The 21,738-nt window shown below is 48.7% G+C and carries 10 protein-coding genes and 1 pseudogene; 4 read left to right on the forward strand and 7 right to left on the reverse strand.

What is annotated here, in order from left to right:
- Window positions 1-271: 271 nt before the first annotated feature.
- Window positions 272-1,267, reverse strand: a complete 996-nt coding sequence (locus ABVN44_RS07075) for an endonuclease NucS domain-containing protein (protein ID WP_023231490.1) — start codon at window positions 1,265-1,267, stop codon at window positions 272-274.
- Window positions 1,268-1,519: 252 nt separating this feature from the next.
- The gene (locus ABVN44_RS07080) at window positions 1,520-2,128 is read right to left on the reverse strand and encodes a DUF1062 domain-containing protein (RefSeq protein ID WP_001727634.1); all 609 of its coding nucleotides are present in this window, start codon (window positions 2,126-2,128) and stop codon (window positions 1,520-1,522) included.
- Between the two features lie 487 nt (window positions 2,129-2,615).
- Between ABVN44_RS07080 and ABVN44_RS07085 the strand changes: the two genes are divergently transcribed.
- The 3 genes and pseudogenes from ABVN44_RS07085 (at window position 2,616) to ABVN44_RS07095 (ending at window position 5,785) form a co-directional block, all read left to right on the forward strand.
- Window positions 2,616-2,873, forward strand: a complete 258-nt coding sequence (locus ABVN44_RS07085; protein WP_001054380.1) for a YjhX family toxin — start codon at window positions 2,616-2,618, stop codon at window positions 2,871-2,873.
- Window positions 2,874-2,877: 4 nt separating this feature from the next.
- A pseudogene (locus ABVN44_RS07090) lies at window positions 2,878-4,509 on the forward strand (methyltransferase domain-containing protein).
- A gap of 559 nt (window positions 4,510-5,068) precedes the next feature.
- The gene (locus ABVN44_RS07095) at window positions 5,069-5,785 is read left to right on the forward strand and encodes a YebC/PmpR family DNA-binding transcriptional regulator (protein ID WP_000532937.1); all 717 of its coding nucleotides are present in this window, start codon (window positions 5,069-5,071) and stop codon (window positions 5,783-5,785) included.
- A 479-nt stretch (window positions 5,786-6,264) separates the two neighbouring features.
- Here the strand turns inward: ABVN44_RS07095 and ABVN44_RS07100 are convergent, their stop codons facing one another.
- Entirely contained in the window at window positions 6,265-7,140 is an 876-nt protein-coding gene (locus ABVN44_RS07100) for a phosphorothioated DNA-binding restriction endonuclease (protein ID WP_048349005.1), read from the reverse strand.
- A 352-nt stretch (window positions 7,141-7,492) separates the two neighbouring features.
- On the reverse strand, window positions 7,493-7,915 hold the full coding sequence (locus tag ABVN44_RS07105; protein WP_023231494.1) for a fosfomycin resistance glutathione transferase FosA7.3: 423 nt from the start codon (window positions 7,913-7,915) through the stop codon (window positions 7,493-7,495).
- A 122-nt stretch (window positions 7,916-8,037) separates the two neighbouring features.
- Here ABVN44_RS07105 and ABVN44_RS07110 point away from each other — a divergent pair, with 122 nt between their 5' ends.
- Window positions 8,038-8,205 (forward strand): hypothetical protein, encoded by a 168-nt coding sequence (locus tag ABVN44_RS07110; RefSeq protein WP_153251661.1) that lies wholly within the window; start codon window positions 8,038-8,040, stop codon window positions 8,203-8,205.
- A gap of 141 nt (window positions 8,206-8,346) precedes the next feature.
- Here ABVN44_RS07110 and ABVN44_RS07115 read toward each other — a convergent pair whose 3' ends face one another.
- Genes ABVN44_RS07115 through ABVN44_RS07125 form a run of 3 tightly spaced genes read right to left on the reverse strand, consistent with a single transcriptional unit; the run spans window position 8,347 to window position 21,736 of the window.
- Window positions 8,347-10,464, reverse strand: coding sequence for an ATP-dependent helicase (locus tag ABVN44_RS07115; protein ID WP_023231496.1), 2,118 nt, complete (start codon window positions 10,462-10,464; stop codon window positions 8,347-8,349).
- Window positions 10,461-16,802 carry a DEAD/DEAH box helicase gene (locus ABVN44_RS07120; RefSeq protein ID WP_023231497.1) on the reverse strand — a complete coding sequence of 2,114 codons (6,342 nt, stop codon included), beginning with the start codon at window positions 16,800-16,802 and terminating at the stop codon, window positions 10,461-10,463. Before ABVN44_RS07120 ends, ABVN44_RS07115 begins: the two co-directional genes overlap by 4 nt.
- A complete protein-coding gene (locus tag ABVN44_RS07125; RefSeq protein WP_023231498.1) occupies window positions 16,802-21,736 on the reverse strand; it encodes a class I SAM-dependent DNA methyltransferase in 4,935 nt (1,644 codons plus the stop codon). The genes ABVN44_RS07120 and ABVN44_RS07125 overlap by 1 nt, the downstream gene beginning before the upstream one ends.
- Between the last annotated feature and the right edge of the window lie 2 nt (window positions 21,737-21,738).

Consider the following 21,738-nt stretch of genomic DNA (forward strand, 5'->3'; position numbering starts at 1 on the left):
CCCCCTGTAACCGCAACAGAAAAAATTACGCTATGAATAGCGCCACATTACTCTAATTCAGTGGTTCAGGTATTAATATCAGCTCAACAGTGAGTCATTTTTTCTTATTTTTTAATGGTGTTGAGTGAATATTTACATTAAATATAAATGATAAGCAAAGTAAAGAGGCTTGCGTAATTATGATGCTACTGACAAAGAGACCAGGGTCTTCGTATCGGATGAAACGTGAGATCCCATTAATGAATGGGATCTATTTTATTATTACTTCCTGTCAACCCACTTTTTCAACTACAAAATTATCCTGACGAACAAAATCAATAAGCAGTTCTATAGTCCCTAACCCCCATTGATTCGATATAGCAATACGCTCACCGGACGGCAACTCAATCAACGCATCTTCCTGCATATGATATCTGTTTTTCCTTTTTTCAGGGATCTGCTCAACCAGTGCTACTGTTCTTTTCTGTAAGTCTTCACTCAATTTATTCTTGAGATCATCTATATTCGCAGGATTATGTTTATTAATCCAGTCAGTGAAAAGTTCAAGTGCAAGCTTCCGTTTATTGAAGGTTTTTCCTTTATATTTATATAAGGAATAATCCCTCTCCGACTTTTGACTGCTAATAATTTGTTCCGTGCGTTTCTCTCTGAATCTGACCTGATATTCTTCCAGTTCAGGGACTGGTATTATTTGTTCAGCATTAATCAGCACTTCACCCTTAAAGTTGTAAGGCGTTAAGCGAACACAGCGAATATCGACACCTTTATCTCTTAGCCATATTGCGGTTGTCGTTAATTCTTTACTGAAATCCGCTGATGCCAGAACGATGCGAATATCTTTACCAAAATCAGCGAGTTCGTTTTCTTCTAACTCCACAAAATCCAGTAACTTCTCTTTTGCATTCTCATCGATCCCATGCTTCCAAAGATATGCCTGATAATATTCGCATGCTTTCGCAAAACTCATCGTTGAAATCATTGCCGCATACCTTAGCGCCTGCAGTTCCATATGCGCGCCGATTTCATCACGTTTCAGTTCAATGACAACCAAATTGGCCTGCTTGTCAATCGCTAATAAATCAATCCTCCGCCGACTATCCTCCCAATCAGAGAATTCTTCGGATATGACAAGGCAGCCCGGCGCGATAATATCAATATTCTTCTTGATAGCCTCCTGAAGATCATAGCGTTCCTGCAGCCTTTCGATGGTGAAAGATGTTTTTTCAAGGGTAGTCAGTATTTTCTCAGAGATATTGTATAGCGCCACATTATATTCCTTTTGTTTACTCTACAGATAATTGTAACCCATCGCCCTTTGTCATTCTGCTGGCTTGCGCAAAGAATCCATACAATATCATCACTGGTGCGAAAATCTGGATTATCCGTGGCGATTCAGCCTTCACTGAATGCCACAGACAAGCGTTATTCAACTAAAGCTCACCTGTCCCTTAGTCCTTCTTTCATTCCGTTACGTCGTTGCCATACCAGCACTCTTAAACGTAAGGTGAGCTTATTGTTTTTATCGACGGGTCAGAACAATCCTTCGCCGGTCATACAGTGTTTCAACTGAGAGCTGCAAATCATATTTTGCATTCTTCAGTTTTCGCGATTTAAGCATTTTCACCGTGACGCCACTTATTTGCCCTGTTTCAATCCGTCTCTTGATTTCGGCTGCGCTTAACAGGAGTTGCTTCTTCAAAATCGACAGCAGGCTGACCTGAAAAGAACGGGAAATCCTGACGCTAACACTGACCTGCTTGTGGGAGGCGATACTGACCAGCCACCGTTCCTGAATGTGAAAATCAGGCTGCCCCGATAATTCAGCATTGTTTCGCTTCAGGATCGCGTTGTCATAAGCAAAATATTGCACCGTGGCAGCATCATTCGCCATCAGTCGGCCATAAAGACCGCGGTTAATTTTGCTGACTGGCAGGCGCGAGAACAGGGAGATATTCCAGGTGTAATCGCAGTGTGTGCATTTATAGATACTCCAGACATCGAGTACCTTCTTTTGCGAATTAACCCGAAATGCCCCAGAAGGCGTGAAGTCCCGTTTTACGCTGCATGAAGGGCAACGTTTCGCTATGCGCTGATACCCCACAGGAGTGACAGTCCATATGACTTTCATAACGTACCTTTTTTAACCCATACAAAACCGGATCCGAACTCAGCGGACCATAAATGTTTATGTATGAAAAATATTTAAGTGATATTTTTCAGTGGGTTAAAAAAAGATTTCCAACGCAACAACCCTGTCAATGGCTAAAAAGATACGCCGAGATTATCAAAACGGCCATTATCGGGTATATGAGTTTAATCAATATTCATTATGGTAGCGGCAGGATCTATTCAACTGACTTACTAAACGCATGATCCTCCCTTTGAGATCACATTTTTCACTCCCGGTTATTCACTTACAGAAATCAGGTGTTATCATTCACGACGTAAATACCTTTCAACTCAACCCGAGGCTTTGATGCTGGAGAATGTCATCATCTGATGATCAGTTCCCCGACCTTTTCAGGCCGGACTGATTATCAATGCGCCGAAATCGAATGCGGACACCGCAGTGTGTTTGCACGTTTTGCCTATGATGATTAAACAGGTTCTTCAGTATGAATTTATCCCGTCAGGAACAACGTACCTTACACGTTCTCGCCAAAGGCGGACGCATTACGCACATCCGCGATGCGTCAGGCCGCGTCACCGCCGTTGAATGCTATAGCCGCGAAGGGCTGTTGCTCGCCGATTGCACGCTCGCTGTATTCAAAAAACTCAAAACCAAAAAGCTGATCAAATCCGTTAACGGTCAGCCCTACCGCATTAATACGACCGGGCTGAACAACGTTCGCGCCCAGCCTGACAATCGCTAAGGAGATGATGATGGATATCAGCGCCGTTATTTTTGCAACGCATCGCATTCGGTTATTACCCGATGAAGGCAAAATCCCCTAGGACGAGCCAGCCTTCAGCCAACGCATGCTGGAAAATCATCTGTCGCAGGACCACGACTGGGCCAGCCGCCGGCTAACCGTGATTGAGCAACAGGTAACATGGATTACCCGTCAGTTACCCGGTGGCGCCCGCATTCTGGATCTCGGCTGTGGACCCGGTTTTTATACCCGCCTGTTAGCGGAGCGTGGGTTTCACTGCACAGGCGTAGATTTCTCTCCGGCATCCATCACATGGGCTCGCCAGCAGGCGCAAGCCGCAAACCTGAATATTGACTACATTCAGCAAGATATTCGTACATACCACCCCACGGAACCTTTCGATTTCATTATGATGACGTTTGGGGAACTGAATGTCTTTAGCGCTGCGGATGCGCAAAGCCTCATCAGTCATTGCGCGCAGTGGTTGAAACCGGACGGCAAACTGCTTGTTGAAGTGCATACCTTCGATGAAGTTAAACGCCAGGGCATGGCGCAGCCAGGCTGGCAGCGTTGTCCGCACGGCCTGTTTCTTGCCGAGCCTCATCTGCTGTTAACGGAAAATGCCTGGGATGAAGAGGCCCAAACCAGCTCAACGCAGTTCTGGGCGATAGCGGAAAACGGCTGTACCACCCGTTTCGGCAGTCAAATGAAGGCCTGGCGCGATGATGAATATATCAGCCTGCTTGGTGATGCTGGCTTCACTGTGTTGCAGCGCCCGGACAGTCACACCTGGCCGGTCGGCGAGACTTTTGCAGGCAAGCTGTTTGCGCTGCTGGCTGAAAAAGCATCCACTTCTGAGGGTATTGCCCTCAGTAAAAGGAATAACCCAATGGATATCCCACGTATTTTTACCATTAGCGAAAGCGAACACCGTATCCATAATCCGTTTACAGCGGAAAAGTACGCCACACTGGGCCATGCGTTACGCATGAAGCCAGGCACGCGGATTCTCGATCTCGGTAGCGGTTCGGGTGAGATGCTCTGCACCTGGGCTCGCGATTACGGTGTTACAGGTACTGGCATTGACATAAGCCCGCTCTTCACCACACAGGCAAAACAACGTGCAGAAGAGCTCGGCGTCAGTGAATATGTACATTTTATTCATAACGACGCGGCCGGTTATATCGACGAGGAAAAATATGACGTGGCGGCCTGCGTAGGCGCTACCTGGATTGCGGGCGGTGTCGCGGGGACAATAGATCTGCTGGCCAAAAGCCTCAAACCTGGCGGGATCATTCTCATCGGTGAACCGTACTGGCGTCAGATCCCCGCAACGGAAGAGATCGCCCACGCCTGTGGCGTCTCATCTGTCGCCGATTTTCGCCCCCTGCCCGAGCTGGTCGCCTTTTTCGACCAACTCGGCTATGACGTAGTGGAAATGGTGCTGGCGGACCTGCAAGGCTGGGACAGATATGAAGCCGCGAAGTGGATGACCATGCGCCGCTGGCTGGAGGAAAACCCTGACGATGAGTTTGCGCAAGAGGTTCGAACAGAACTGACGGTAGCCCCCAAACGTCACGTCACCTGGACGCGAGAATACTTTGGCTGGGGCGTATTTGCGTTAATCGCGCGATAACGTGAAGCAGGAGGTATAGCCTACAAGAGGTATACCTCCATTTAAAAGTATGCAACAAATTAACACGGCTCAAGGCGGGAATATATCGTCTTAGAGACTATCCCACCAGGCGTTATTGGCGCAGCCAGTTTGGACACGGACAGCGCGCAAAAACCGGAGCGTACACGTAGTACGTGAGGATTTTGAGCACTGCCCAGGTCCAAAATGGCAAGTAAAATAGCCCTAATGGGATAGGCTCTTAATTTCGCCATTAAGTTTCTGCCACAATATGTCGCAAAACGTGCAAGCGTTCCACCTCACCTGATGAACGAAACCACCATCAATAAGACGTTATTGCTGCGATTCAATTATTAAGAATAAAAAAAGAACCAGAAGAAAATTAAAAAATGACTTACCCACCATATTAGCTATTGTTAAAATCAAAGTAATCCTCCGTAAAAGCTGGAACTTTTTATTTCTCATAGACGAGAATTTATATATTATGATATAATACGGCAGAAAAACATGCAGGTTATTAACCTGCCATTAATGTAAATAATTCTTTGAGGAGATGTTTCCAGTGGGACGTAAATGGGCAAATATTGTTGCTAAAAAAACAGCTAAAGACGGTGCAACGTCTAAAGTATATGCAAAATTCGGTGTAGAAATCTATGCTGCGGCTAAACAAGGTGAACCAGACCCGGAATCAAACTCAGCTTTAAAATTCGTTATTGAACGTGCGAAACAAGCACAGGTTCCAAAACATGTTATTGATAAAGCCATTGATAAAGCCAAAGGTGGCGGAGATGAAACGTTCGTGCAAGGGCGTTATGAAGGCTTTGGACCAAATGGTTCAATGGTTATCGCTGAAACGTTGACGTCTAATGTTAACCGTACGATTGCTAATATCCGCACAATTTTCAATAAAAAAGGCGGGAATATCGGAGCGGCAGGTGCTGTCAGCTATATGTTTGACAATACTGGAGTGATTGTATTTAAAGGAACAGACCCTGACCATATTTTTGAAATTTTGCTTGATGCTGAAGTTGATGTTCGTGATGTAACCGAAGAAGAAGGAAACATCGTTATTTATACTGAAGCTACAGACCTGCACAAAGGAATTGCAGCGCTAAAAGCAGCTGGAATTTCTGAATTTTCAACAACAGAATTAGAAATGATTGCTCAATCAGAAGTTGAACTTTCACCAGAAGATTTAGAAATCTTTGAAGGACTTGTTGATGCCCTTGAAGATGATGATGATGTGCAAAAAGTATATCATAACGTTGCAAACCTCTAATTATAAATTAAACAAATCTGTCTCTATGGCAGATTTGTTTAATTTATAAAGCTGTTATAAAAAAGTCTATCTGGCCAGATATATAGATTTTTAAATTTATGTGTCTTATCACGACCTGATCTGACACATAGCTTTGAAAGATTGAGAGTTACTGGTTTTGATATAGTGTCGAATCCTTATATAAAACATGAGGTAATTTTCATGTTTCATACGACGAATCCCGTCAGCAAGCTAAGCAAAAGCCAACAATATCGGGCTACTTACAATCTCCCCGTGCTCTTTAAGGCGCCGCGCCTTATAAATTCCGCTTGCGCTCATGATGGCTCATCTGGCGCTCTACGCGTCGATTGACCACAGGTGTGACTCCACCAGCGCGCTACAGACCATAGTGCGAGAACCGTGGCCGATTACTTCGATGCTTTTGATGTGGAGCTATTTTTAACAGATAACGTATACCACACTCAAAATACTCCCCCAGATCAATGCCCTCCTCTGAACACCTCTTTCCTATGCCATTCCACAAACCGATCGCCCGGATAATTTTCTTTAACCGGGGGCAACGCGATCTCTTTCCCCGCAAAATCCCAGAACAACCGCTGTACCACTCCGCCACCATTCACCGCGTCGGAAACCACTACGCGCATATTTTCATCCAGGCCAATCGAACCGCGATCGAACGCTTTATGATGAATTGCGCACAACGCCAGGCCATTAGGCACTTCACAAGGACCATGATGCTGCTTCCATCTGATATGGGCTGCTTCAAGGGCTATAGGGGCGTTGTCGTGGCGCATATTGAAGCCGCAGACCGCACATTGATAATTGTAAGCTCGTAGCACCGCCTGGCGGAACTTCGGATCGCGTTGACGGAGAGAGGTGCGAATATCAAAACCCATCTCGTCAGCGATGTCTTCCTGAATACTGGTCGGAAAATGCGCCTCAAGGATCTGCTGCGCCAGCGTGTCGATTAGCTTACGTTTTTTTGTTACCAGCGCGAAATTGACGGTATCAAACCCACCAGCAACATTATATTCAATGAGTTCACGTTTAGGTAGCTGGCGGCTACCGCTGGTTGAGCAGAATTCCGCGTTTTGCAATTCCCAGAAACCATCGCCCTTCAGACGCCAGAACGGCATATCCGGGCGCTGTTCACGGCGCTGTGGCCCATAGCGCTCCAACAAATCCAGCAATTGCTCATGAATTTCAGAACCATAATCAAACAGGCGATCGTGACCCTGCCGATAGTGCGAGAGGACATATAACAGCAATAACGGCTTATGCGGCGCTCGCTGTTCGCCTTTGCGCCAAATAGTAATATTTGATATCGCTTGCTTTAGGGTTTTGTCAGCGGTCATTACGTTAAAGAATCCATGAGCACATAGTTGCGATGATGCTCGCAACTATATGTACATTCAAGACATTATTGCAGACATACTTTTTGTCTGTCGGCTCTGTACTGACAGTTAGCATTCTGATAACAACGGAAAAAACACAGCGCTCAACCGAGAAAGGTAGGTAACTTCTGGATTTTAGACATAAAAAAGATCTCAGTTGAGGTTCATTTATATGCTTTTGGTGCGAAGGCCGGACTCGCCTTTTCGTTTAATTTATTGAAAAATAGTGGATTGTGAGGTTTTAGTTTGGGGATTTGCCCCCAGAATGGGATGTAAAATTGAATACTGCGTAGAAGATCAGAAAGTTGCGTGATTATTTTCCAGGACCGAAACGCATTCCAGAGTAAGGCCTCTCCCGGCACTGCGTCAGTCGGGATGCTAAATCTCCCACATGCAGCTCCAGCTTGTGGCCATCCGGATCAAGAAAATAGAAAGATTGCCCTTCGCTTTTATTGTCTTTCCAGACCGTCACTCCCGCCTGTTTCAGCTTATACGAGAACGGTTCAAAATCTTCTGGCGCGATGCTGAATGCGTAGTGGGTGTAGTCACTTTCCTGCGGGGCCACGTAGTTACGGGATACGTCGTAAGAAAGGCAGACCCAAAGGTCGCCACAGGTAAGGTAAGCGCCAGTATCCCACTCAACATGTAGCTGCAACCCCAGCAAATCGCGCCAGAAGGTCAGGCTAGTTTGCAAATTACTGACAGCAAGCGTTAAGTGGTTCAGAGATTGAAGCATAGGGATACCTATAAATTATCCTGTCTTCACAGGGAACGTTCTATCTCAAAAAAAAGGAAAATTGAGATAGTTTTAAGTGGCGGTCTGTATAACTCAAATTCATTAAATTTTGAGATAGCAACATGTCAATCAAAAGATCACCGGTACTTATTGCATTGTCCCAACTTAACGGAGTGGATCTGAAGCTCAACCAACACTACAGCCGCGTGACGGACGATAAAGGCCGCTATCTTCCGTTTGACGGATTCTGCCGCCGCACGTCCAGTGGAGAAAATGCCTCTATCGCCTAAACGCTTACGAACTGCCCTAGGGATCCAAAGGGCTAAACTACTAGTGAAAAAAGATCTCAAATGGTGTCAATCAGCTTGCGAAAAAGCATATCATCAGCTGCGGGGCCAAGAGAAAAGAACCCTGGCCCACATAATAAAAGACTAGTGTACAGTTAGTAATGTACTCGGTACGCCGTATGAAGAAACAAATAACCCTTTTACCGCACGGGTTGCTGCAACATGGAGTAGCGCACGTTCATTAAATAGAGCATCACGTTGTTCAACAGGATCGTCAGATGATATGGCTTTCACTTCCGGCACGACGCCATCGTTGATACCCGCAAGGAACACATACTGGAACTCTAGCCCTTTAATGCGGTGCATAGTTGCCATACGCACACCAGGGCGTTGATCACTATCACCACTATCCTGACCTAAATTATAGGTCTCGATTCCAGCATCATTCAGAGCAGAAGCATAACGCTCGTAAGCATGCTTCGTACGAGCGGTAATGCAGATATCTTGGGAACGAACATCATTGGCTAACAACGCCTGAATTTGCTTGATAATCGTCGCAGCCTCTTCTTTAAAATCTGAAGCATAAGTGATCATGGGTTTTTCACCATGAAGCAATGATAAATAATCGTTGCTGGAATCAGTTTCACCATCCAGGTTATCAACCTTAATGCCGGTTAATAACCCGACAGCAAACTGTCGCGTCTCTTCTGTAGTCCGGTAGTTAATTTTCAGTTTTTTACTACGACGCCCACGAACATTAATCCCACACTGACCGAGCACGACTTTATTGCGGTAAATACGCTGATGTCCATCACCCACAATAAAAAGATCGTTAGGAGACTCCGGGACTAGGCTACGAATAAGGGTAAAGGCCGGTGCACCTATATCCTGAGCTTCATCAACTACGATACTGCTATAAGGCAATTGCACCTGTTTTTCTTTAAACAGAATAATAGCCTCATGCATGGCATCACCCATTTCTCGCAGTTTGGCACGCGCCATTTGTGCCCGGAACTCTTCGAAAACAGGCCAGATTTTCGCACGCTGAATACGTGATAACGCCGTGCCACGACCAATACGGCTCACCTTCAGATATTCTTCACGGCTGTAAACAGCATTCGGCTGAACAATACGTTGCCACTCTTCAGAATAAAAGTTTTCCGGTAAACCCAGTTCAGCAGGGACTTGCTGCAAGGCATAGTTCCAGCATTTACGTCGCCCTTCATCGCTGTCATACACCACGCGGAAATCATATCCATGGCGTTTCAGTTGCTCGCTCATCCAGGCATCAATGTTAACAACTTCAATACGCGCCATCTCCTCACGACTACACAAACGCTGGAGGTTGGCGCGAATATCCGCCGCCAGGTTGCGGGTGAAGGTCGTGAACAGGACTTTCTTACCCGGTTTATCGGCCAGACGTTGGGATAACCAACGAGCACGATGCATCGCAACAACTGTTTTTCCCGTGCCTGCACCACCTAATACACGTACCGGACCATTTGCCGGAGACTCCACCAGTTTTCGCTGGCTCGGGTGCAGGAACACACGCCATTTTTCCAGTGGCGCATTGAGCATTTGCAGTAGCTCCTGTTCATTTTCAACAACATGGAAGCGACGTTTACTTCGCTCAATCGCCTCAATAAAGTCGTTAGTATCAACAGGCTCATTACGATGTTCGTTAAACTCTTCCAGCACTTCCTGGTAATCCAGCCCTTCTGCCAGCCAGTGTAGAGGTTCCCAAGCTTCCGCTGGCATCACGCTTTCTAGCTGATTCAGCCCCACTGTATCTACAAGAGCCATTACCTGCTCAATAAACACAGGAGGAACACCGAGCGCGAGGATCTGCTCCGCAGTATAAGCAGCAAAGAGTTTGGGTTTATCAACAACAACAGGTTCGGAGGCGGGTTTAATATAGCTGATATCAATTACCTGAATCGCACCAGTAACCGGGTGAATTGCACAATCATGTCGCCGCGCCCAGTCATAAGCTTCGTCGTGCTTATCCACCCACATCAGCATATACAGATCCCCCTGTTCGGGTTTCAGGACTATTCCCCGGTAGGTCTGATCAATACGCACGGAATGCACGTTATTGCTGCGCGCATCGTGGATTTTTTCGTAGTTAATTCCATTACTCGTCGGATCCTGGCGGAACTTGGAGATGAATTCCTGGACCTTTTTTTGCTGTGCTTTAGGAATCCGCGCAAAAGCCCCCAGAAAACCATCAGAAAGTGCCACCATTGGCGCTTGAACCGTCATTTGTCACCTCCGAACAGATGTTGTAATGTGCTTTCGTCAATTGGCCCGAACGCAACGTGCCAACCCTTACTTTCGAATAAAGGAGTAAAGTCCTGATTATCGATAATCAAGGCTTGCTTTTGTAACGGCCAGGCGAGATCGGCTTCCGCAATAATTTCACCATCGTCATCCTGCAATTCATATCCGACCGTCGGTGCCGGTAGCGATAACGACTGAAGCAAAGCGATTTCTTCTGCGCTCAATAAACCAAACTCAAGTATCTCCGCCCAGCTCTCGTCAGGCTGAATATCCACTACCACCGAAGTCTGCATTTTTACCGTTTCAGCCTCCTGCGGTAAATGAACCGCTTTACGGCTGGTAAATGTCATATCTGGCAGGAACTGCAGTAAATTCACCATCCACCAGAAACCGTTAAATCCGGCTTCATAGCCATCATCCTGCGAATAACGATCGTCAAAGCAAATATGCAACCTCAACCAATTTCGCATTTGTTCAATGCTTGTCGTTGATTTAATGGCTTGCTGAGGAACAACAACTGCCAGCTCAATGAACTGTTGTGATGAACTACAGCTATCCAGTAAACCTCCAAATACAAAAGGTTCATCAGGCAAAAGTGCATTCAACCGATAAGCGGGAGCGTTCTCCTGCATTTCATAGGCATACTTTTGTTTGGCTCCGGTATCCTGCGACTTTTTAGGATCCAGCCACACCCAAGCAAAGGCAGCGGCCATTTTCTGCCATAGCAGAGTTTTATTACCGGGATCAGAGAGATAATCGAGTAGCAGTGCAAAACTGTTTCTCTCCCTGAATGAACCTTCAAGCGTAGCAAAGTTTGTATCATGGAACGGGTTATAAAACTTAGGCTGTTTCATATCCGGGTTATGACCAAGCGCCATAACATTCTGTACATGTTTAATACCTTGTTCTTGAAGGTCTGCCCAGGTCACTGTCCATACCCAAAAATTACCGCTGTCTTTAATCGCCTGCCGTTTTTGGACATCATCCGACACGCTATCTTTATGAAAAGCAAAACCATCCAGGAAAATTGCTACCGGTTTTATCTTTTCTGACTGCATCAGAGGATAGAGCACATAATCTGGTCGGCTAAGGATGCCTACTCCTTCTTTAACCCCTAAATCAACCTGTGCTTTGAGATGCCAGCTCATCGCCGGTTCTGTACGGGTATTAATAATCCAGCCTGCATTCTGATGGGCATAACTCCGGCTCACGAGAAGATTTTTGTTATCCTGCAGGCAGTGAATGAACCGTTTTTCCAGTTCACTCCCCATCATGGCATCAAGCGAAATGTTTTTGATGGAATCAATAACGCGTATAGAAGCACTGGCCTTCAGGATTTTCGCCAGTAGGAGACGCGCCTGATCTCTTGATACATACTTCATACGCCCGCGGTCACGGTAAGCATAAACACAGCGATAGCAGCCGTCTTTATGCGTATCATGGTTGCAGTTGCATTCCACTAGCGCCTTGTAGGCCAGCTCAAGTAATTTCAGCAGGTTGTCAGGTGTACGCATCAATTCTTTGAGTGAGCCGGTTCCCCCTGGTACGGTGTCGTAAATCACCAGATACTGACGCCAGGATTCGCCCTCATTTTCCGGCTCGCGATACACCACGCCTTTCAGATGATCCACGTTACCTTTGAAGTAATGTTTAAGCCCAAGCTGAATGGCTGCCCCCAGGGAGGCTTCCACCACGCGATCGTTGCTGTAGCTGGTCACTGGCAGCAGGATACGCAATGCCTCAGATTCCAGTTGGCGATAAAGGTAGAGATAATCTTCAAACTTCGCTTTTTCGGGTTCAGCGCGATATTTACAGCTCAGGTCATGACGTGGTTCATGATCTCGAGGGCGCTGCACCATGCCGCAGCCGAGGCAAACTTTAAACCCGGTGCGTTTCTTTGCCTCTCCTGCGATCATCAGCTCATTGGCATCATCCGCCATTTTGCCAAAGTTGATATCTCGCAGAGTCACTTTGCTCAAAAACTCAAAGCCAAACGGGATTTCTCCTTCATCAATAGCATAAGCGGCCGATACATCCTCTTTTTCGAAGCTGACCAGTAGCTGTCGCTGGAAGAATGCCGGTTCGCGACTATCGCTCTCATCACTGATCTGGCTGTCACGCGCGCTTGAGCGGGCATAAACCTGACGAAGCTTCAGTAATGTCGTTTTTTGCCCGGCATCAGCCCAACCTGGTGTGCCGCATTTTGGACAGTATTTATGCTGATCGCCGGTCTGATCGATATTCTCGCTGTAGTTACAGTGGCTGCAAATACGCCAGTTTTCAGGCTCAGACACTTTCAGATCAATCTGTTCGATTTCAACTTTATGCCCACCCGCATAGAAGTTATTCAATGGAGCAAGCTCAGCCAGCGCCGTTGAAGCCGGACGTTCGTATTCGTAGGTCGTGTTTTGATATTCACGCGTCTCCCCACCATCTTTACGCCGCCACAGCACAGAACGCAGCGTAATACCGGCCTCCGGGAAGGCATAGTTGGGAAGTAATCCTTCATCGGTGAGGAAATTAAGCGTTTGCTTGTTGTTGATCTGGTTCACCAGCGCCATCAGCGCCTGACGTTCCGAAGTCAACTCGCGCATATCGCTGTCAAAGTTTTGATCGTGCGGATCGCTCTCCAGCTTGTCGATACTGCGCTTGAGCTTATCAATCCGGGAACGCAACGATTTGCGATCCTCCACCAGCAGTTTTAATGCTTCTTCTATACGTTGCACCAGAGAACGTTGTCCTGGTGCTCCTTGCAAATATGACAGGAGCTGTAGACGTGTGTCTTCCGTAAGGTCAGGGAAGATAGACGAAAACTGCTGAGCAATATACACATGATGCTGATCAACATAACGCAGGAAGTTATATGGGAACCCAGACTTGTGTCCAAACTCCAGCTCGTCCAGCATCTGCTTCACATTTTTGCTGATAGCAGATGCCGGGACGCCAGTTTTCACCCAGTTGTCCATGCAGAATGCGGCCAGCTGACGCTCCAGGATAGCCGTTGCGTTCAGGAACACACCAGGGGCCTGTACCTGCCCTTGCATCATCTCCAGAGGTTGTTCAAAGAAGAACTGATCGTGCGGGTTCCCCTCAGCCACCGTAATGTTAAGCGCATTGCCGTCTTTACGCCCGGCACGACCAATACGCTGTAAGTAATTAGCCTGCGCGGGTGGAACAGAACAGAGTAATACCGTAGAAAGGTCACCCACATCGATACCCATCTCCAGCGTCGGTGTTGCCGAGAGCAGGTTGATATTCCATGGCTGATTACCGCGGTAGAACGATTGTTCCGTAGCCTCACGATCTTCACGGCTCAGTAATCCGGTATGCTCTGCCCCCTGAACACGCGCGATGTCCATATTATCCCAGTGCCAGGTCACCGCATTTTCAGCTTCCTGATAGCGGCCTTCACAGCGCAGAGAAAGACATGGCGCGTTTCGCCAGTGCCACCCCTGATCGGCCGGTGCCCGAACAACCTCACGACAGCAAGAGCAGTTTAGCTGAACAACATCACGGCTCACCACCAGCGCCGAAGGTACCAGCCCCCATGCTTCTTTGCCTTTTGTATCAAAATCTTTTACCAACCCAGCCATTTTCAGTGCCGCAAACAGACATCGTAAAACCGTCTCGGCCAGGCTGCTGATAAACAGATTATTGCCGTTGCTGAGCGTTCGGTTGATCCAATGCTGATACCAGCTGGGGTTGGATTTCGCGCCAATCAGGCGATGGAAACCATTTATTTTTTCAAATGATGCATAGGCAGGTTTACGCGTTTTCGGGCCAATAGACGGCATATAGCGTGAAGTTCGCTCCTTCTGCGTCATCATAAAGGTCTTACCCTCACGCCGATAACTTTCGAACGCCGGATGCAGAACAGCTCCCGCCTGCCGCTGATGCCAAAGAACGCCAATCACCAGGTGTGCCACCTGCTCAACGCTGACCCCATCCATTTCATCACCCAGCTCTTCGACAAGCTGTTGGTGAAGCGCCGTTATCGCTGAATTGAAACGTGCAATATCAATTCCTGCAGCTGCGTAACCCGTGGCCTCAAGCGTACGTCCAATTCGCGCGCGTAGGGTAAATTCGCTGTATACCTCCCAGTCGAGACGAAGAGAAACCAGCTCCGGTAAATCGGAACTCTCTGCCAGCTGGCCTTCGTTCTTCAGCGTCTGGTAATCGTTCATCCACTGCATGTTGGGCGCGATGAAGCTCGCGACAAAATGAGCATCATCCGGTGAACGCTCACGCGTCTGCCGGCAGACGCGTGCCGCAAAGGTATCCAACGGTAACGTTTCTTTTTCACCCAACACGCTGGCGATTTGTCCGCGTACCATCAACGGCCAGGTTCGGGCGGTAAAGAAACTGGCGCGGTGTGCGGCATCCTGTACCGAGTCAGAAAACGTAATCAGCTTTTTATGTTCGTTGAACTGGCTGCCATAAAGCTGATGGATCATCACCGCCGACAGGCTGGCTGCCTGTGACCCAAGAATCGAAATACCCTGTTTGCTGTTGCAGTACGGGCATTCGTTGGCAAATTCCAGCTCATCCTTACGCTCTTTGAGCATATCCGGGATAAGTACTTGTAGCAGACCAGTATGGCCACAATGCCCGCACTGCACGTTAGATTGCTTATTGAGCTTTAAACAGGAAGGGCACAGCTTCTGGTGAACACCGCTGACAGGTTTATCGTTGTTATCCGGGAAGGCCAGTACAATAGAACGGCCTTTTTCGAAGAACTGACGATAAATACCGTCCAGATCAGTTTCGAGTTGAACGCTCTGACCATGGCGCAGGCTCGCCCACCCGGTAGCATGGCAGTCACGACAGTGAATAACGGGAAGATAATGTTCGCGATCTTCCACCGCGACATCATCAGCAAAAACAAGCTCAGGTGTTTTTGACACGCTGGCGACCAGGCGGCGCATCTCGCGCAACCACAGCTGAGAACGTAGTTGCACAAAAGGCAGAACGGGACGTGCTTTATTCGCCTGTAGGCGCTTTTCCCGATCTTCCTGTTTTTCTGGAACCTCCAGGCGTGCCTGGGCAATTAGTGCCAGAATGCTTTGCAGCACGCGGGTTGCATGCCCGGCGCTTTCCGCCAGCATCACCTGGAGATTTTCCAGGCACTGCTGTTCCGACAAAATTCCCCCCTGCAAATCCTCAAGGAGTACGTGCAGGATGCTGTGGCGACGTAACAATGAGCCCAACTCAATACGCTTTTCACGTCCGAGATCGCTGTCCAGCTCGGCAGGTAATTGCAGTGAACTATCCGGGAACCACAGCGGAATTTGTCCGTTCAGATAATCTACCGGGCTGGCGTACGTTTGCGGATCCAGCGCTGCGCTGACATCCTGTCCCGGATACTGACTGTACTCGATGGTATAACCTTGCAGATACTCTGCCGCCGTGTAGCGATCTTCGCGAATAACCGCGTCATTGCTAAACGGCTGATCAAAGATCGTTTTCGCGTAATCGAGTAGTTGTCCCAGTTCGTCACCTACGGTAGCCGACGTTCCCACACAGGCAAAACGCTTGTCATCAACACCGATATGATGCTTTAAGCGGCGCACCAGACAGGCCAGATCCGACCCCTGCGCACCATCAAACGTATGCAGTTCATCCACCACCAGATAACGCAGTGACCCTGGCTGGTTATAGCGCCAGAGCTTCTGATCGCCGGGGCGCATTAGCAGGTAATCCAGCATCTTATAGTTGGTCAGCAGGATATCCGGCGGGTTCTCGCGCAGGGTATGTTTGCAGGTGATGACTTTATCCGCAGACATCTTTTTGCTGGGCTCGATTTCACTGTCGCCGACAAACAGGCCGACAGTCACTTTGCCATGTAGTTGCGGATCGCTGGCGATGGTTTTAGCGAAACGGCTGGCCTGATCGGTTGCCAGGGCGTTCATTGGATAAATGATGATCGCTTTAACACCGGCCTCTGATGCCCCAGCACAATGGTTAAGCAGCGGGAACATAAAACATTCCGTTTTACCGGAACCCGTCCCGGTCGCCACCAGCGTCGGCTGAGGCGTCTCGATACCCAGGCGCTGAAACGCCTGCGCCTGATGCGCGTGCGGTGGGAACGGCAGCGTCAGGTTAGGGAAGAAGTTCAGCGGTAAGTCACTTTTACGAAACGGCAGCTGAGCGGAAAGATACGGCCCTTTCAGCAGCGTTTCCGGCTGGGACAGAAATTGCTCCAGCATCGAGACGTTATTATTTTCTTCACCATTAAACAGCGGGCTGTTAAGCGGGAAGGCTGCCCGTAAAAAGGAAGCAACGCTGTCGGCAACCTGCCGACTGACAACAGAAGGCAGCATCACGCGCTCTCCTTATCTTGTGCAAAGAATGCCCAGGCCACTTTGTAATCATCTTCGCGGTCGGGGTTGATAAACGGAGCCTGCCAAGTGACAGTACGGCGCTCGCCTTCGTCGCTTCGGGTATAGTCATCAAAAGTGACGCTGACGATACCGGTTTGCAGATGCTTGACATCATCCCAGCCGATAGCTTGATCGGTGCAGTCGCCGCCGGTCCAGTCAGGACTATCGACGTTAAAGACAAAGCCATTTTTCAGATCCGCTTTACGCGCGGTACGCGGCAGGCCGACGCCCACCAGCCCTTTGCTTGGGGTAAAAATAATGCGGCCGTTTTGATCGTACCAGGTGTCCGCTTCGTACTGACGCATGACCGGGAACTGAACGCGATAGATGGTGAGCAGTTCTTCGAGAGTTAACCCTAGCGCCTGCGCCACCAGCACGTCGATTTCCACCAACGCCTGACGACGGCTGTAGTCGGAGCGTAAAGCGCAGTTACGCTGCCACTCTGGGGTCAGGTTGGCGAAGAAATCTTGTGGAAGTTGCGGGAGGTTACGGCTCCAGCGTTGAGTGCTGAAATCTGGAGTGAACGTTTTATTCCATAGATAAACATAACCGTCTGTAATACATGATAAAATTAAAACCCTTACTGAAAGCCGTATTATAGTTAAGGTGTTAAATTCGGTAAAAGAAAACTCATCCAATGTATTGTGTAAATTTTGTTTACCAGTTGATTTTAAAAGAAAATCAAAAGGTAGTGAAAAGTGACAAGCGGCAATATTCAACAGATCATGCTTATTTTTGAAGATGTAAGTACGAGCATTATTTACATGTGAAACCGTATTAGGTATGAGCGCGCAAGACAACGTTCTCTCTGAAGCTGAACCAATCATTGCTCTATAAGCCAAGCGATAATAATCCGTCACCTTTCTCGGTTCATCTTCACCCGGGTCAGTCCATGTAACGCGTGGGGTACGTTTGGCATACTCCTGCACATCACATGCCGGAATATAGTTAGTACGCGGCAGGTAATCGTCGGGCAAAGTTAGCAGGTCCAGGCAGTCATAATCGCTGTTTAACGTACAGTTTTCTCGTGGCGTCTTGTAGAACGGTGTTCCAACAAAGAAGTGCGGGCCAGACAATACCCATTGTGATGCATCCTCAGGGAACTGCGTCTTACGTTCAATAGTGCCGTCTTTCTGCTGGTTTGTTTCATGCCACATTTCCAGGGATAAATATTGCCCCTGTAAATCACCCAATCTCTTCGGCTGATTAGCAAACTTTTCCAGTACAGCAACAAGTTGTTCTGCGTGTAAAGCTGGCAAACGTGCCTGCCAGGCTGGCGTTCCTTTGCTGTCATAAAGACGAGCAAATAATTCTAGCTCATGAGTGGCGATATTTATCAGCCGAGAACGGTGGCCAGATGTGTTCCATACAACTTTTAATTTTCCCTCACTCTCAATCTCGTCTTTGAGACCGGGAATGTCCCCACTACCAGAATGTTCAAAACATGCATCAATAGTTTGCGGAGCATACAAATTAGATATGTGTTCAAATCCCACAGAGCCAGGGCAAGCAGAATAAATATTGCTGCTAAACTTCGCATGGTGATCAACTTCAACAAACAAATTTAACTCATTCTGAAACTGAAAATGTGCTCTCAACCTCGGATATACCGCCGCACGTAATTGCCCACCTTTAGGGTCATCATAAATCCCTTCCGGGTGCAGGAAACCTGCCACACCTTTCTGCGTTCCTAAACGCCATGCCTGCGGCAAGAAGCATTTATACAGATTGGTCTGCACGCCACGCAGCACCGGGTAATTCTGCTGCGCATTCAGGAAGTTTTGCATCCCTTCACAGCCTTCATACTCGCTGCGCCATGCATCTTCCAGCGCCGGAATTGCGTTAAAGGTATCAGCACGCAACATTGCCAGCTTCGAGGCGCTCAGCTTACGCAGCACAAACTCCGGCTCGTAGTCGCCCAGCACGCCAGCTTCCTGCCATTCTACTTTCAACCACGGTGGGTTTCCGAGCATCAGGTCAAAGCCGCCGCGCTCGGCGAACAGATCGCAGAATTCCAGATCCCAATGGAAGAAACGGTGCTGCTTCTTCAGCGCATCAACAATCGCCAGACGCGGCAAATGGCGGAACAACACATCGGTTTTCAGGCGACCTGCACCGGAAAACAGCGAAGACTCTTCACGCACCATGCCCTCGTCGGCAAACAGATCGCCGGTAGCCTGTTCTGCGGCTTCAGTGACCCTTTCCGTGACGACAATACCGTCAAGCAGGGTTTCCATCTCGAACAACCAGGTGCCGCGATCCGGCAACTCATCCGCTTTGTCGATCGGCCAAAACCATAGCGCACACCAGTAGTCCATCACCCAACGTAGTTTCTGATAGGTACTGTTATCTTCGAGGCGACCGCTGAAGGTTTCATCTTTACTGCTTAAAGAAGAGCGGACATGAGCCGTATTTTCCGCAGGCCATACCGGATAATTGTCGGCGGTTTTCTGGCGCTCAGCTTTCAGCTGCTGACGAAACGTGTTCCAGAGCGCTTCCACTTTGCCGCTGATGCGCTGCACATCGGCAATCTCATGCGGTGCAAAGCTTTTGGTAAACTCTTTGCGCCAGCTGTCCAGCGCTTTGAAATCATCCGGATAGCGCTGCTTAACGGTTTTGTCGCTGTAATTGGCCATGCCGCTGTCCGGCAGCAGGAAGTGGAAAATCTGCTTCTCTTCGCGCGGCGTATTCATCGCCAGCTCGGCCGGTCCGCTGTTAAGCCAGCTCGGATCTTTCGCTTTTTTGTAAGTCAGTTCGCTCTTGTTGAACACCTGACGCCGCGCCCCAACCAGCGAGTTGCCGCAGTGCAGCTGGTAGCCAAACCACGGTACAAATGCATCGCCGCTGATAGCGTTCAGCCACAGCGACACTTCCGCCAGCTCCACCGCCACCGGGTTTAAGTCCACGCCGAATACGTTGTTGTCGGCAATGTACATCTTCACCCGTTGCAACTCTTGGGTGTAACGATCCTGAGGAATGCGACGGCCTTCCGCCTGCTGTTTGTGGAACAGGTAAGCTTCCGCTAGCTGGTTGATGGCTTCGTTAAGGAACGCCGCGCTGCCCATCGCCGGTTCGCACACGGTGAGGTTTAATATTGCGTCGGCTTTGGCGTGCGGATCGGTAATCGAATCAATCTGCTCTTTAAACAGTTCTTTCAGGGCATACTTGACTAACGATCGGGTCAGTACTTCCGGGGTGTAGTAAGAGGCGGATTTTTCGCGGTCTCGCCCGGCCATGCGGTAGATAAAGCTGCCTTTACGGTGAATACGCAGGCTGCCGTCTTTTTCGTAGACCTTCTCATCGTCGTGGTATTTACCGATCTCGTCTTTGCTAACGAAATAGCCAGTTTCCAGCTCGTTAAACTCTTCTCCAGCTTTTTTCACCTCGTAGAGGTCATCACTGGCAAAGAACCCTCTGTAGGAGAGCAGCGCTTCATACACTGCACCTAACTGGTTGATACCCAACTGACGATAGGAGATACGCCCCCGGCGGTTGAAACGTCCTTTACCCGGGCGGCTTAACGACATCGCCTGAATAATTTGTTGCAGGGTTTCGTTGCGAAATACCACGCGGTTAAGAATGCGGGTGTTATTCGCTTCAAACAGATGGCTTTCAAGGCGCGGTACGCTGAACTGATGGCTGTGAATAGTGATCTGATCGCCGCTCTCCAGATCGCTTTGCATTTTTACGCCGCCGCTGTAGCCATCACGCACCAGCTTGAACAGCATATTCAGGCTATCGTGGAAATAGCGCCCATTGCGATCTTCTTCGTTTGTCAGCGGGATCATCTCCAGATCGCGCAGTGTTTCCAGGCTGTAACCCTGCAGATAGGTTTTGGCGGTCATCGGCGCATAGCCCAGCTCCGGGCGAGCTTCGATATAGAACAGAAACAACAGGCGATACATATACCGCAGGCATTCGCGGCTCAACTCATCCGGGTTAATAGCTCGTTTCCCGGTATAATAAGCCAGTTCGTTGTCGATGAGATAACGCATCGCTTCATTGCCCAACAGCTCAATGCTTTCACGCAGGGCATATTTCAGATCTTCCGACACGCCAAACGCATGCTTGTGCGAATTGTCATCCAGCGAATCGAGGTATGGCGCACCGCTGCCTGGCAACAGCGAATCTTTGTGTAGCAATACCGACGTGGCTTTCAACGTATCCGTTTCACGACGGCTTAAAATTTCTTCAAAATCAAAGCGCAGCAGACGGTTTTGCGCCCACTTAGTACGATCCAGCAATAACAGCTGGCGGTTACCGAGCAGCAGCACAAAACGCGGCGGTTCATTTTGTGTAAAGACCACCGTGGAGAGCAGATCCTGCCAGCTGCGATATTCACCGTTGGCTTTTTTACGCAGGCTGTCGCGCTTATGTTTATCGGTATCTGCCGGGAACTGCGCGGTCAGTAACGACAGCGCCAGCGGATCCAGCGTTCCTTCTTCCTGATCATGCGCTTCAACAATCCACAGCCACGGACTGCCGTCGGTGCTGTTGTAACGAGCCAGTACCGGCAAAGGCGTATCGTCATCCAGCATCTGAATATGCAGATTGAGTTCATAACCCAATGCCTTTAACAGCGGCTGCCAGCGACTGCGCTGATCGGCAAGACGCTGTGGGATCTGGCGCTGTTTCTCATGTTCAGTAAGTTTGCGGAAAAACTCTGTCGCCAGGCTGTAAAGCTGGTTCCACGGCGCGCGGTAGCCCGCCTCAACCTGTTTGCCCTTTTCACGGGCAGCACGTTCAGCTTCGCGAGCGGCATTTTCCTGCTCAATCCAGGGTTCCAGTACATCGCGAATATCGCTGGTAAAGACTTCGCCCAGATAGTGGTTAGAGTAAAACTCGTTTTCGTTATTAATACCGACCAGCGCCATGA

Source organism: Salmonella sp. SJTUF15570, assembly GCF_043357055.1.
Taxonomy (GTDB): domain Bacteria; phylum Pseudomonadota; class Gammaproteobacteria; order Enterobacterales; family Enterobacteriaceae; genus Salmonella; species Salmonella enterica.